13 protein-coding genes are annotated in these 14,279 nt (G+C 27.2%); 8 read left to right on the top strand and 5 right to left on the bottom strand.

Annotated elements, in window-relative coordinates; translation table 11 throughout:
* From NJU99_RS01090 to NJU99_RS01065, 6 genes are all read left to right on the top strand, one after another.
* On the top strand, window positions 1-1,590 hold the full coding sequence (locus tag NJU99_RS01090; protein WP_254576898.1) for an AAA family ATPase: 1,590 nt from the start codon (window positions 1-3) through the stop codon (window positions 1,588-1,590).
* A complete protein-coding gene (locus NJU99_RS01085; RefSeq protein WP_254576897.1) occupies window positions 1,574-2,269 on the top strand; it encodes an HNH endonuclease in 696 nt (231 codons plus the stop codon). The genes NJU99_RS01090 and NJU99_RS01085 overlap by 17 nt, the downstream gene beginning before the upstream one ends.
* 192 nt (window positions 2,270-2,461) lie before the next feature.
* Window positions 2,462-2,860 carry a hypothetical protein gene (locus NJU99_RS01080; protein WP_254576896.1) on the top strand — a complete coding sequence of 133 codons (399 nt, stop codon included), beginning with the start codon at window positions 2,462-2,464 and terminating at the stop codon, window positions 2,858-2,860.
* Window positions 2,861-2,935: 75 nt separating this feature from the next.
* Window positions 2,936-3,451: an S-ribosylhomocysteine lyase gene (gene luxS, locus NJU99_RS01075; protein ID WP_254576895.1), complete on the top strand. Its 516-nt coding sequence runs from the start codon at window positions 2,936-2,938 to the stop codon at window positions 3,449-3,451.
* A 3-nt stretch (window positions 3,452-3,454) separates the two neighbouring features.
* Window positions 3,455-3,898, top strand: coding sequence for a hypothetical protein (locus tag NJU99_RS01070; protein ID WP_254576894.1), 444 nt, complete (start codon window positions 3,455-3,457; stop codon window positions 3,896-3,898).
* A gap of 2 nt (window positions 3,899-3,900) precedes the next feature.
* Window positions 3,901-4,638 carry a tRNA (5-methylaminomethyl-2-thiouridine)(34)-methyltransferase MnmD gene (locus NJU99_RS01065; protein WP_254576893.1) on the top strand — a complete coding sequence of 246 codons (738 nt, stop codon included), beginning with the start codon at window positions 3,901-3,903 and terminating at the stop codon, window positions 4,636-4,638.
* Between the two features lie 15 nt (window positions 4,639-4,653).
* Here NJU99_RS01065 and ggt read toward each other — a convergent pair whose 3' ends face one another.
* Complete coding sequence (ggt, locus tag NJU99_RS01060) at window positions 4,654-6,174, bottom strand: gamma-glutamyltransferase (RefSeq protein ID WP_254576892.1); 1,521 nt, start codon at window positions 6,172-6,174, stop codon at window positions 4,654-4,656.
* Window positions 6,171-7,208: a carboxylate-amine ligase gene (locus NJU99_RS01055; protein WP_254576891.1), complete on the bottom strand. Its 1,038-nt coding sequence runs from the start codon at window positions 7,206-7,208 to the stop codon at window positions 6,171-6,173. The genes ggt and NJU99_RS01055 overlap by 4 nt, the downstream gene beginning before the upstream one ends.
* Window positions 7,209-7,322: 114 nt before the next feature.
* Between NJU99_RS01055 and NJU99_RS01050 the strand changes: the two genes are divergently transcribed.
* Window positions 7,323-7,565: a BPTI/Kunitz domain-containing protein gene (locus tag NJU99_RS01050; RefSeq protein ID WP_254576890.1), complete on the top strand. Its 243-nt coding sequence runs from the start codon at window positions 7,323-7,325 to the stop codon at window positions 7,563-7,565.
* A 10-nt stretch (window positions 7,566-7,575) separates the two neighbouring features.
* On the opposite strand, the gene NJU99_RS01045 is transcribed toward NJU99_RS01050, so the two are convergent.
* The gene (locus NJU99_RS01045; protein ID WP_254576889.1) at window positions 7,576-8,070 is read right to left on the bottom strand and encodes a hypothetical protein; all 495 of its coding nucleotides are present in this window, start codon (window positions 8,068-8,070) and stop codon (window positions 7,576-7,578) included.
* A gap of 199 nt (window positions 8,071-8,269) precedes the next feature.
* Between NJU99_RS01045 and NJU99_RS01040 the strand changes: the two genes are divergently transcribed.
* Entirely contained in the window at window positions 8,270-10,810 is a 2,541-nt protein-coding gene (locus NJU99_RS01040; RefSeq protein WP_254576888.1) for an ABC transporter substrate-binding protein, read from the top strand.
* Window positions 10,811-10,814: 4 nt separating this feature from the next.
* Here NJU99_RS01040 and NJU99_RS01035 read toward each other — a convergent pair whose 3' ends face one another.
* Both NJU99_RS01035 and NJU99_RS01030 read right to left on the bottom strand, forming a co-directional pair.
* A complete protein-coding gene (locus tag NJU99_RS01035) occupies window positions 10,815-12,929 on the bottom strand; it encodes a site-2 protease family protein (RefSeq protein ID WP_254576887.1) in 2,115 nt (704 codons plus the stop codon).
* Window positions 12,930-12,932: 3 nt separating this feature from the next.
* The gene (locus tag NJU99_RS01030; protein WP_254576886.1) at window positions 12,933-14,270 is read right to left on the bottom strand and encodes an efflux RND transporter periplasmic adaptor subunit; all 1,338 of its coding nucleotides are present in this window, start codon (window positions 14,268-14,270) and stop codon (window positions 12,933-12,935) included.
* Between the last annotated feature and the right edge of the window lie 9 nt (window positions 14,271-14,279).

Here is a 14,279-nt window from a genome sequence, read left to right as displayed (position 1 = left end):
ATGAAATTTTGGATAGAGAAAACATATTCGCATAAAAGAATATTAAATAAAGAGGGTCAATTTAAAAAAGTATTACTTTCTCCTGCTAGGAGTAAAAATAATGCTGATATTTATAAAAGTATGAGAGATATTGAAATAGGAGACATTATCATACACTTAGATCAATCAAAAGATGCATTTATTGGTCAATCAATAGTTATATCTAAACTAGAAGAAATAACTATTGAAGATAGAGATTATTACAGAATCAAATTAGAAAAATTCACTCCTTATATTCCAGATATAAATATTAGAGAGTTTTTTATCAATAATAATGAAGTACTTCAAGAAATTAAAAGAGATTATAATAAACTTTTTTATATAAAATATATAAATAGAGATATAATTTCTTTACGACAAGGAGCATATTTAACAGAAGCTATTCCTCCTTTAATGGATTTATTAAAAAAGTATATCAAAAGATCAAAAAATATGGAAACTCAGACAGTAAGAGAAGTACCTATTGAATTATTAAATACTAATAATGATATTTCTATTATTATTGGTAAGAATGGTACAGGGAAGAGCCAACTTTTAAGAAATTTAGTATTTGAATATTTAAGAAAAAATAAACATGTAATAGCAATATCGAGTTCAATATATGACAAGTTTTCAGACATCTCTAAAAAAGACTTGAAAGAATTTGATGAAGACAAGTATCATTTTTTAGGTGCAAAAACTGGGCCTAAAACCATCTCAAAGACAATAGAAAAATGTATTTATGAGAAAAAGAATTTTAATAAATTTTTAGAATTTTTAAAACTAATTGACTATCAGGATAAAATTGGATTAAAATTAAATATTAACAATTTAACAAAAAAAGATCGAAGTAATATTAATGAAAAAAACAATATTTTTATAAATGAATATAAATTTTTACAAAATAATGATGAGATATTATGGATCAGACATTCAAACAATATTACAGAGGCTGAAAATTTTATTAATTCAGTAAATAAACTTACCGCAGAGAAATTAAATATATCTTTTGACTTTTTTCTATCAAGAAATAATCTTGATATTCCACTTTCTCATGCGAGTTCAGGAGAATTAACACTAATAAGTATATTTACATATATTTTAAACCATATAAGTAGTTATGGAAGTGTGATTTTAATAGATGAACCAGAAAATAGTTTACATCCACAATGGCAAAAAGATTTTATTAAAACATTAATAAATTTCTTTTCTGAATATAATTCTAAAATAATAATTGCGACTCACTCTCCTATTCTTATATCTGTATCTGAATTTTTAGATAACCAAATTAATATATTTGTTTCAGAAAAAAAATCGTATAAAAAGCTACTTAATAATTCATTAAACCATGAAACACTACTTAGAGAAGTATTTAATATTATTACTCCTGAAAATAGGTCGTTGTCAAATGAGCTAGTTGATTTATTAAATGAGTTAGATGAAGGAACACTGATATTTGAAGATTTTAATTCAAAAATTTCAAACTACAAAAATTTTGTTTATGATGTTAGACAAATTGAATTATTAGATGGTATTTATGAGATAGGTTGTGAAATTGATTCAAAAAAATAAGAATAAGTTTATATACACAAAAGATGATGTAAGACTTATTAATAGTTTAAAAAAATTTCATTATACAGACGCCTGGAGTCATACGAAAAAGCATTCAAAGTTAACAAAAATTAAACTAGAAAAGTTTAAAAGAAGAATAAAAGACTTTTTATTAGAAAAAGAGAATTATGAATGTTCTTATTGTAGAAAAAACTTACATGGAGAAACATATATGGTAATTGATATTGAACATATTCTCCCTAAATCTATATTTAAAGAATTTATGTTTGATGTTAATAACAACCTTTCTATTTCATGCAGAAGATGTAATGCCGGAATTAAAAAAACTGATATTAGTTTTTTAAAAAAAATAAATTTAAAAAAAATATCACTAAACTATAAGAATAGAAACTTTTATAAATTTATACATCCCAATTTGGATGACTATTATAAACATATTGATTATTATGTTTCTATAAAAAATAAGAAAAAAGTAATCCATTATTCTAAAAAAACAAAAAAAGGTTATTTTACATATAAATATTTTTTGTTAGAGGATCTTGAATTGTCACATAATTCTAATATTCAAAATGTTAAATATCAAAGTAAGCTTTCAACAAGTTTATCGAATAAATATGAAGATAGAGTTAATACACTCATGAGAAGAGCTAAAAACTCAAGAGTTAGAACTAAATCTTAAATTAATTATTATAGATTAAGTTCTTATATTTTACTTTCATTATTTTATATTATTTATATGGTAGTAAAAATGTTATTTAGTTTTGCTTTAATTTTACACTTTCATATTTTATACAGCTGTATATTTTATGTTCAGTTTTTTTGAACTCTTACTATCTTGTTTTGCTATACTAAAAATAAAACAAGGCTATTTATGGGACTATTTGATATAAGTATAAAAAAAGAGTTACCCTCTACACTTTCAAAGCAAGAGTTTTTAGAAGAGTTAAAGACTTCACTTATTCAAGACAAAGAGTACGAAACAAAACTAGATAAAAGCTCACTTGAAATAGAAAAACTTCATCTTGATACACTCTTGAAGTACAACTGTAAAATCACTTTAGACAAACAAAAAAAAGCAACTTCATTTCATCTTGAAGGACAGTTACATGATACTTTGGTACTTACTATTTTGATTATCTTAGCTATTTTACTTACTTATGGAATAGGTGTAGTATTAGTGATACTTTACACATATTTACAAAAGAAAAAAGCCACTAAGTTTATAAATGAGATTTTAGATAAGTATGAAACTATAAAAAAATCAAATTAGCTACTACTTACAAAACTTTAGATACAATCACTCTTTAGAAAATCGAATAATTTATAATTACAAAAAGGAAAAAATATGCCATTATTAGATAGTTTTAGAGTTGATCATACAATTATGCCAGCACCAGCAGTTAGAGTTGCAAAAACAATGAAGTCACCATCTGGTGATATTATCACTGTATTTGATTTAAGATTCTGTGTTCCAAATGAAAAGATGTTAGGAGAAAAAGGTATTCACACTTTAGAGCACCTTTTTGCTGGATTTATTAGAGAGCATTTAAACTCTGATACAGTTGAGATTATTGATGTATCTCCTATGGGTTGTAGAACTGGTTTTTATATGAGTTTATTAGGTTCTCCATCAGAAGAGCAAGTTGGTAAAGCTTGGAGAGCAGCTATGGAAGATGTATTAAAAGTTGAAACTCAAAATGACATTCCAGAACTAAACGAATACCAATGTGGTACATACGAAATGCACTCACTAGAAGAAGCAAAACAAATCGCACAAGATATTTTAGATAGCGAAATTGGTGTTATGTCAAACAAAGAGTTATTTTTATCAGAAGAGAAACTAAACTCACTAGGAAACTAAGTTTTGAGTAAAAAGCTAGAGCTTTTCAAAGAGTTATTTGCTGATTATCCAAATATCGCTATTTTACATGTGGATAACTCTTTGGATTTAGTTACAAATACCCTAGAGCAAGTAAGAGAAAAAAACGACGGAAACATCAAATACATCAAGTTTGAAGATGAAACCTCAGCAAGACTTAGAGCAACAGCTAGAGAGTATGAGTATGTAATCTTAGGAGATATTTTATCTTACTGTCCAAACAAAGATAAAATTTTGAAGCTTATGTATAAGGCTATTGAAAACTCAGGAAATATTATCATCTTGGAGAAAAAAACAAATGATAATATTTATGAACTTTTGGAGCTTATAGAAAATACTGGTTTTCAAGCTGTAAACAACATCGATTTATTTGATGAATACAACACAATAACTGCAAAAAAAATGCACCATTGGGACAACGGACTATAAATTTGCAAGAAATAGTAAAAACAATAGATGGGTCAAACACCCTTTATTCACCAAAGTACAATCAGCACTATCACAATATCGATGATGGTGCTGTAAATGAAGCTTTATCAAAACATATCATACCAACTTTAGAGTTTCAAAAAAACAAAAAAGAGTTAAATATCCTAGATATTTGTTTTGGCTTAGGCTACAACACTTTTACTACTTTGTACTACATAAAAAAGAATAAGCTTTCACATAAAGTAAATATCTACTCACCAGAACTTGATGGAGATTTAGTAAAGTCTTTAGAAAACTTTGAGTTTCCAAAAGAGTTTGATGAAATAAAGCACATCATCAAAGAAGTGAGCCTTAAGAACTTTTATGAAGATGGAGATATAAAAATAGAGGTTTTTATAGGTGATGCAAGAGAGTATATTAGAAGCTTTGAAAAAGAGTTTTTTGATATAGTTTACCAAGATGCTTTTTCAAGTGAGGTAAATATGGAGCTTTGGACAAAAGAGTATTTTGATGATATTTTTAGAATCTCAAAACAAGACTCTATTTTATCTACTTATGCAATAGCCACACCAATAAGGTTATCACTTTATGAAGCTGGTTACCTTATCTATCAACATATTCCAGTAAAAAGAAAGATTACTTTAGCTTTTAAACAAAGCCAAGATGATATTGGAAAGTACATAGATATGGAACTAAAAAAACAAAGAAACAAAGAGGCAAAAGCTATTTATGATAGATAGCTTTTGTTTTCAAATTTAATCCACTTTTATTACAGCAGCACCACGTCTACTATCACAACCACCATTTAGGTTTCCATCAACAGCTTGAACTCCACCAAAAAATACATTTAAATCATCAAAGTATTGAAGTTTATAGTGTTTTTCTAACTCATCTCGTATAGCTTGTGAACAATCAGGCTCCATACAAACACTTCCTTTTTCAAAGTGTATTCTTGGACTATTTATACTCTCATGCAAGCTTTTGCCATAATCAAGATTATTAACAATAGTTTGAGTTATAGCTGATCGTATTCTATTACTTCCTGCACTTCCTAATATAAGCTCTGGTTTTCCATCTTTTAGTACTGCTGTTGGTGCCATCATTGATGGAAGTCTAAGTCCTTCTTCCCATGCAAACCAACCATGAGGGTTTAAGTCCTCTTCTCCCATCATATTATTTAGCATGATTCCAGAACTTGGTATTACATGACCTGAACCCTCGCCATTTGTAGTAGTAACTGATACAGCATTTCCTAACTCATCAATTACTGATAGGTGCGTTGTATTTCCCCATAGATTAAGTCTTGAGTGCATAGTAGTACAGTAGTTTTTGATAAGTCTATCATTTTGTAAAATATCTTTTAGTTTTTCATCATGTAAAAACTCATCTACATGTTCACGTCTAAAATCACTTGTAGTATTAAAAGCCTCAATCATTCCTTTTACATACTCTAAACTTCTAAAATCTTTTAGGTCATACTTTTCAAGTATTTTCATGGTAAAGGCTATTAGTATTCCTCCTCCACTTGGCGGTGGGTTTGTAACTATTTCATAACCTTTATAGTTAAAATCAATAGGCTCTCTTTTAATACATTGATAGTTTTTTAAATCTTCTTTTAAAATAAGTCCATCATTGTCTTTCATGATTTTCTCTATTTCATCAGCAACTACCCCTTCATAGAAAACTTTACTTCCCTCTTTTGCAAAGGCTTCTAAAAAATCAGCATATGCTGGGTTTTTAAATAGATGTGTTTCATCAATTAGATTTTTATCATCTACCCCATATACATCCATAGAGGATTTAGTAGATGTGAAAATTGGCTCTAGAAGTTTTACAAAACTTGCTTGCATAGAAGATAGATATACACCCTCTCTTGCGTATTTAACTGCTGGTTTGATTATCTCAGATAAAGGAAGTGTTCCTTTATCTTTATGTACTTGATAAATACCTTCAACAAGTCCTGGAATAGCTACACTTCCAGCTCCTATATGAAACTCTTGAACAGCTGCTCCAAAATCTACATATATTGGATAAAACTCTGGTTCTTCCACTCTTTTTTTTGGAACTTGTACAAAAAAATCATAAAGTTCAGGCTTTTTGCCTTTTTCAAGTCCAAGAAGAAATCCCCCTCCTCCAAGACTTGTAAACAAAGGTTCTGTTAAAGGTGCTGCAAGCATTACTGCAAGTGCTGCATCATAGGCATTTCCACCTTGTTTTAATATATCAGCTCCTGCTTGAGCTGAGTTTGTATCCCCTGCTGAGACTACGCCTTTCATTTAATCACTCCTATTTTTTCTACTTCTCTTAAGTCATTTGTTTTTTCATAAATTTCTATCATATCTTGTGCAATTGAGTTTTTACTTACAATTTCTCTTGCTTTATCCATGAATTCATCACTTATAATATGATGTTCATAAAGTTCATCTATTAGTTTATTTGTAACTTCTCTTATAGTTTTTTGTTGACTTTTACAAATAAAGTTTGCATTCATTGAGTACCTTGAAGCTTTCCACATATTTTGTTTTAAAACTTGCATAGGCTCAAAAGAAACCTCTTTTAATTGAGAGAGTTTACATATTCCTCTAAATAATCCTATAATTATCTCTAATCTATCAAAATCATTTATAGCATCACAAACTCTAAACTCAATAGTTTTAAAGCTTGGCTGAATTCTCACATCCCACCAAACATCTTTTTCACTTTGTATTACCTCTGTTTTATACAGTACATTATATACATTTTTCATTTGAGTATAACTAGTAAAGTATTCAGGTATTGAAGCTTTTGGAAGCCTATCAAAAACCTTTGTTCTATAAGAGTGAATACCCGTATCTTGACCATTTGAGTAAACAGATGAAGCTGATAAAGCAAGAAATATAGGCATATATGAAAGTGAAAAATTATAAGCTTTCAAAGCCTTATCAAAATTTTTGAAGCCCACATGCACATGTAAACCACATATTGAAAAATCATCTAAAAGTATTTTGTGTTCATTTGATAGTTCTTGGTATCTTTTATTTGAAGATAATTCTAAATGCTCTTGTTTTAAAGCACTTGAACCACTTGATTGAAGAAGTAAGTTTTTCTTAGATGCTAAACTATTTAATTCTAAAGTAATTTCTTTAAAGTATTTAATCAAATCTGATAAATTATTAAATACAGGTGTGTTTATTTCTAGCATACATTGCAAAAATTCAGAAGTAATATTGTCTTTAAATCTTGCAGAAATATTTTCTTTGAAATAGTCGTACTCATTTGCACAGTTTAAATCATCAGCATTAAGAATTCTTAGTTCTAACTCTGCGCCCAACGTAAATACATATCCGTTTGTAAATTTGTCGAAAATCAAGTTGCACCAACTTTATATAATGAAATTTGTTGTAACATATATACTAACATAAAAATTATAAAAAGGCTTTCTTTCATGTACAAAAATATCATATTTTCTATCTTAATAGTTTTAGGTTTTAGTGCTTGTAGTTCCACAAAAGAGGTAAAACTTGATAGTAAATGCTATGAACTTCCAAAAACTGGAATGTGTAAAGCAATGTTCTCAAAATATTATTTTGACCAAAATGAAAAAAAATGTAAGCAGTTTATTTGGGGAGGATGTGGAGGAAATATTCCTTTTGAATCTTTAAATGAATGTGAAAAAAAGTGTAAGTAAAATCTTACACTTATTCACTTAAATTATCTAAAATATATCTTTCTAAATCTCTTTTTGAAACTTCATCTTTTAGTGACTTTTCAAAAATTTCTTCTATTTTTTTTGAGTAATCTTCATAAGGAAATAAAGGAAAATGCAACTTCCATGATCTTTTAATAAGAAGTAAACTAATAGAATCTCTCATTCTTGATCTAAAAAAATTAAAGCCAATAAAAATTGCTGCTGTTATTGCCATAGCTCCTAAGATAGAAACATGAGAATCAATCTTTGCTAATGTTTTATGAGTAAGTAATGAAATAGGAACAATAATAGATAAAACTAAACCTAAATAAACTAAATAAGCTCTTGTAAGTCTAAGTCTAAATCCTAACTTTGCAGGATCTACATGCATTCCTTCATTGTATTGTCTATTTGCGATTAATAAATCTCTTAAAAGTATTGGTTGTTTTGATGTGATGTAAATATAATCTAAAATCTTTTCTTTAAATGTTCTTTTTTTAGGCATGAAACTTTCCCTATAAAATTTTATATATATCTTATCTAAAATAAGGATAATAATGGGTTAATCAAACAAACTGAAAACTTTATATATTACTTAATGCTTATGTTTCTTTATATTTTTTATATAAATAAAATTTATATAAAAATTTAATCTAAAACACTATAAACTAGGTAAAATATAAATAAAACATTTAGGCTTTGCTATGAAAAAAATAGTTTTAATACTTTTGACTTTTTTTTACTCTTTTTTATATGCAAATGAAAAAAGTGATATTTCTATACAGCTTATGTGGCATGACCAATTTCAATTTGCTGGCTTTTATATGGCAAAAGAGAAAGGCTTTTATAAAAATACTGGCTTGAATGTAAGCTTTCATAAATATACAGCTAAAACAAACTTAACAAATAGAGTATTAACAAAAAAATCAGACTTTGGAACAGGTTCAAGCTCACTAATTATTGATAAATCAAACGGTAAAGAAATAGTCTTAATTGGCTCTATTTTTCAATCTTCACCTTTGATGCTTTTGGCATTAGCAAACTCGCGTATTAATTCTTTAGAGGATATCAAAAATAAAAGAATTATGACTGTAAATAACAAACAAAGATTTGCAACTTTACAAGCTATGCTTGCAAGTAAAAATGTATCTACAAATGAAATTACTTTTGTAGAGCATACTTTTGATGTAAAAGACTTGATAAATAATAACACGGACTTTGTACAAGCATATACTACAAATGAGCCTTTTTTACTAAAAGAGTTAGGTTATGAAGCAAGAATATTTCATCCAAAGGATTATGGTTTTGATTTTTATGAAGAACTAATCTTCACATCAAAAGAGTTTGCCCAAAATAATCCAACTACAGTTAGGAACTTCTACGAAGCTAGTATAAAAGGATGGGAATATGCTTTTGATAATATAAATGAAACAGCAAAAATTATCTTTGAAAACTACAACCCTCAAAACAAAAGTTTAGAAAGTCTTCTTTTTGAAGCAAAAGAAATGAAAAAACTTGTTTATAACAAAGATGGGAAAATAGGTCCTATTACTAAAGAAAAAATTGCATTAATAGAAAATACATATAGAGTTATGGGACTGATTGAAAAACCTTTAGATATTGATGATTTAATTTATCAAGAACATATTAAAAGTAAAAATACCCTTACAAAAAAAGAACTTCAAATTCTACAAGAAATGAAAACAATAAAAATGTGTATTGATCCTAGTTGGATGCCTTTTGAAAGTATTGAAGATGGTAAACACATAGGAATTTCAGCTGATTTTATAAAACTGATAGAAAATAAAATAAATACAAAAATAGAACTAATTCCAACAAAAAGCTGGAGTGAATCTTTAGAACTTGGTAAAAAAAGATTATGTGATATTTTCTCTTTGATAATGCCAACTGAAGATAGAAAACTATTTTTAGACTTTACAAAGCCTTATTTAGAAATACCGGTGGTAGTTGCTTCAAAACTTAACAACCCCTTTGTAAATACAATCTCTGATTTAAAGGGGAAACAACTTGCAATTGTTAAAGACTATGCATATGCAAATATCTTAAAATACAAATATCCGTATTTAAATATCATTGAAGTAGAAAACATTGAAGAAGGACTTGAAAAGATACAAAACGATGAAGTTTATGGATTTATTGGTAGCCTTGGAACAGTTGGATACCATATACAAAAAGAGTATATAGGTCAACTAAAAATTAGTGGTAAGTTTGAAGAAACTTGGAGTCTAAGTATAGGAACTAGAAATGATATACCACAACTTAAATCAATTTTTGAAAAAGCAATAAACAGTATTGAGAATACAAAAAAACAAGCCATTTTAAATAATTGGATTTCTGTTAATTATGAAAGAGGTTTTGACTATAACCTTTTATTTAAAATTATTGCTTTAATATTTATAATACTTTTTTTAGTTTTCTTGATTTACAGACAAGTTCTTCTTAAAAAATTAAATGAAAACCTAAGAAAAAAAGTTGCAGATGAAATAAAGAAAAACAATGAACAAAACCAAGTTATGAACCAACAAGCAAAACTTGCAGCTATGGGTGAAATGATGGGAAATATTGCTCATCAATGGAGACAACCTCTATCTTTAATTACTATAACTGCAACAGGAATGAAGTTTAAAAAAGAACTAAATAGCTTAGATGACAAAGAGTTTGATGATTGTATTGATCAGATTGTAACATCTGCAAAATATTTATCAAATACAATTGATGATTTTAGAAACTTTTTAAATAGAAATAAACCTGCTTTTTCATTTAAAACAAAACAACTTGTTTCTAAAACTCTAAATCTAATTGATGCTCAATTTAAAAACAATGATATTGAGATAGTTTTAAATGTAAAAGATGTGGAGATAACAACCCATGAAAATGAGCTTATACAGGTTTTAATAAATATCTTGAACAATGCAAAAGATGCACTTGAAAATAAAGATTATGAAAAACTAATTTTGATAAATATATATGAAGAAAAAAATAGTGTTTTTATACAAATACAAGATAATGCAAAAGGAATTGATGAAAAAATTATTCCAAAAGTATTTGAGCCATATTTTACTACAAAACACCAAACACAAGGTACTGGAATTGGTTTATATATGAGTAAACAAATGGTACATAAAACTATGAAAGGCAATTTAAAAGTAGAGAACAACAGCTTCATACATGAAGAAAAAGAGTATAAAGGTGCTTTATTTACAATAGAGTTAAATAAAAATTAATACCTTAAAAATCACTCTCTTTAATAAGCGTTGCTAAAACTTTTATATAAGCTTTTTCAAGAATACTTTGAGGTTTTGACTCTACAACTAAGACCCCTCTTTGTCGATAAGAGAAGTTTTTTTCTAAATTTTTAACTTTTGCAAAAACTTTATAGTAAGCTTTTTGACTTACTATATTTTCACTCTCATTTTTACTTGAAGCGATGCTACCTTCATATAAGGAGCTTAATTCTTTAAATTCTATATTTGGTAATGAAAATGTAGAAATACTTAAAATAGAAGTATCAATCTTTTCAAGGGCATTATCTAATAATAGTTTAGCTTCTTTGCTTTGTTTTATATATGAATAATCTTCTTCTTTACAATAAGCTATTACCTCAAAAGAGTTTGGATTGTATATAGTAAATAAAGGCTGTTTTTTATTTACCCATGTGCTTTTTTCTAAGTTTTCATTTAGAGAAACTATTCCATCAAAAGGTGCTTTTATTTGAAGATTTTTTATATCTTTTTTTAATGACTCTTTTTGTTTTTCAAGTTTTAATAACTGTTCTTCTAAAACAAGTCTATTTTCTAAAAGCTTTTTTGCTCCTGCCATACTATTTAGCTTTAGATTTAAAAGCTTTATTTTTTTATCTACTTGCTTTAATTCAAAGCTTTTTTTAGGAGAAGATAAAACTGCTAAAACCTCCCCTTGTTTTACTTGCTTTTGCTCTTTTATAAATATCTCTTGTATAAAAGCTTCATCTTTGGCATAAAGTTGATTAAACTGTTTTGCTTCTAGAACTGCTGGCATACTTACTTTAGTATTCCAAGGATAGATTAAAAAGCCTAAAAACAGAACAAACAAAATCAAACTAGTAATATTTCTCATATTTAAACTCACTTCATTAAACTTTTTAAACCAAATCTTCAATTCATTATAAATTGGCATTAAAATAAACCAAACAATCTCAACTATAAATAGAATAATACCTAAAACTTTAAAAGCAAAAAAATACACAAGTAAGGCAATACCTAAAAAAAGGAAAAATCTATATATCCAAGTTGCAATTGCATAAATGATAAAAAATCTTTGCTTATATAAAGGCAAAAATTCAGGAGGATTTATGTTTAACCCTAATATATATTTTCTTAAAAACCATCTAGCCATAGCGAAACTTCTTGGCTGTAAGTTTTTTGTATTTGTGGCATCACTTAAAGCATAATAACCATCAAATCTAAGAAAAGGACTTATATTTATAAGTATTGATGTAATCCAACTTGTTGTTGCAATTATAAAAGCTATGGTTTTTAAAATACCATCAGGTAAAAAAGCCCAAAGAAAAGTAGCTATTAATGCTAGATATAGCTCTGTTTTTACACCTGCTAGGACTATTTGAAGTCTTTTATACTTTGACTTTAGTTTCCAAGAGTCTGTAGTATCTGTATACATTACAGGAAATAAAACCAAAAAAGCTACACCCATGGTGGGAACTCGAACAGCGTTTCTTTTTGCTGTAAAAGCATGACCTAATTCATGTAAGATTTTTACAAAAATAATTGATAAAATATAATAAATCATACCTTCCATAGAAAAAAGATAAGAAAAAGTATTCATAAACTCTTCATAATTTCTAAGGGCAAATAAAATCCCAATAAAGCCTAAAAATAGAACTAAATTTTTATAAAAAGAACTGTAAAAAAAACTAACTTTTGATAGATTTCTTTCTAAGAATTTGTCACTTTTAAATAGTGGTATTTTTATAAAAAGATAGTTTTTTAAAAGCCATTTAAAAGGTGAAACCTTTGTTTTTTTATACTCTTCATAAAGTTGCTTTACATCTTGTGAATTACTAGCTTGTAAAAGAGAGTTTTTTCTTAGAAACTCAATAAAAATATCCAAAGAGTTTTCATCTATTTCATAGTCATTTTTTTGTAAAAAATCTAAAAACTTATCTACATCTTGATTATTTTGCCAATGATTTAAAAGTTTAAAAGCATCATAAGAGATATTGAAATACTTATCTTGTAAGGGGTCAAAAATAAGCCAGTTTTTCTCCCCAGTTTCACTTGGCATTGCCTCTAAAAGTTTTAAATCTTGCCTTAGAGTAGGAAGTAGTTTTTGCTTATTTTTTAGCATAAACTACCAACCTATATACTGTCTTAGTGAGGTTATAGGCTTTTTAAATAAATAGAAAAATAGTGTCACTTCTTGTGAATATATCTTTGCAGTTCCCCTTAATCCAATAGTTGGTATTTCATTTAGTTCAAGATTATCAAAAGAGGCTACTATCTCATATGATAAGATATTTTGATTACTAAGTTGGGGTTTGTAAGATATATATTTAACCTTTGCTTCCCATGAGTTTAAAGGGTCATTGTCAAAAAAAGCTTTTACTTTTGAGCCTTTTTCTATAAAAATAGCATCACTTACAGGAAGCATTATTTTAAGTTCTACACTTTTTTTATTAGCTAAATAAAGAATCTTTTCACCTATAACTACAGGTTTACCTTTCCATTCATTTGGATTATGAACTATTGCTATTGCATCTTTTGTTGAATAGATTTTCGTTTTTTCCAATTGCTGTTTTGCATATTCTAAAGCTGTTTTTTTAAGCTCAACTTGTGTTTTTAGTTCTGCTATTTTTCTTTTCTGATTTATATCATAAAAACTAGCTTGGGAAGAGGTATGTAATTGAGCCTTAGAAATATCTAAAGTTTTTTTAGCTATTTCATACTCATTTTTATAAAAAGTATCATCTAAAACTACTAATAAATCACCTTCTTTTACCTCATCATTTGGTTTTACCTCTATTTTTTTAACTGCTGCTTCAAGGGGTGAAGTTACAATAAAAGGATTTTTTGGTATCACTTCAAGAGGTGCTAAAACTGAAAGTTTAACAGGAATAAACATAAGTAAAATAAGCAGTATAAAAATGTATTTAAAATAGCCACTAAAAAATCTTGATTTTTTAATTTTACTTCTAAAACTATTTTTTGTTGTTGCATATAAAAAATAAGCATATGAAGAACTAAGATGAGCTATCACTTCTAAATGTTTCTTTTCATAAGCTTCATCATTTAATAAAACCATATAATACTGTATTGAAGCATCGTTTTTTTCAACTTTAATGGGAATAAAAAGAAGATGTTTATAAGAGTATTCATTTAAAACTTTTTCTTCATAGTTATCTAACTGTTTTTGAGTATCTATTTCATGTAAAGTATCACTATTTTTTAAAGCCTTTGAGGCAATACCTTCTAAAGTTTGTACAAAAATAGAGTTTGTATTTATAGTTGCAACATCTGAGATGGCTTCTACTTTTAGATTTTGTTTTGAATCAAGGCTAAAAAATAAAGCTGCTTTATATGGCACTAATTTTCTAGTTTCATTTACTATTGTATATCTTAGTTCTTCATAGCTTTGTGAGTTCCTACAATTATGCTCTATTTGAAGAAGATTTGCCACATTTAATTTCAAAAATAATCC

The sequence above is a fragment of the Arcobacter roscoffensis genome (assembly GCF_024267655.1).
Classification (GTDB): domain Bacteria; phylum Campylobacterota; class Campylobacteria; order Campylobacterales; family Arcobacteraceae; genus Arcobacter_B; species Arcobacter_B roscoffensis.
The sequence above is the reverse complement of the archived record's forward strand: the minus strand, read 5'-3'. Positions and strand labels throughout refer to the sequence as shown.

Bases quoted from the DNA above. Each gene is read 5' to 3' on its own strand.
- NJU99_RS01035 (WP_254576887.1), bottom strand. From the start codon at position 12,929: ATGCTAAAAAATAAGCAAAAACTACTTCCTACTCTAAGGCAAGATTTA.
- ggt (WP_254576892.1), bottom strand. From the start codon at position 6,174: ATGAAAGGCGTAGTCTCAGCAGGGGATACAAACTCAGCTCAAGCAGGA.
- NJU99_RS01050 (WP_254576890.1), top strand. From the start codon at position 7,323: ATGTACAAAAATATCATATTTTCTATCTTAATAGTTTTAGGTTTTAGT.
- NJU99_RS01040 (WP_254576888.1), top strand. From the start codon at position 8,270: ATGAAAAAAATAGTTTTAATACTTTTGACTTTTTTTTACTCTTTTTTA.
- luxS (WP_254576895.1), top strand. From the start codon at position 2,936: ATGCCATTATTAGATAGTTTTAGAGTTGATCATACAATTATGCCAGCA.
- NJU99_RS01090 (WP_254576898.1), top strand. From the start codon at position 1: ATGAAATTTTGGATAGAGAAAACATATTCGCATAAAAGAATATTAAAT.
- NJU99_RS01080 (WP_254576896.1), top strand. From the start codon at position 2,462: ATGGGACTATTTGATATAAGTATAAAAAAAGAGTTACCCTCTACACTT.
- NJU99_RS01045 (WP_254576889.1), bottom strand. From the start codon at position 8,070: ATGCCTAAAAAAAGAACATTTAAAGAAAAGATTTTAGATTATATTTAC.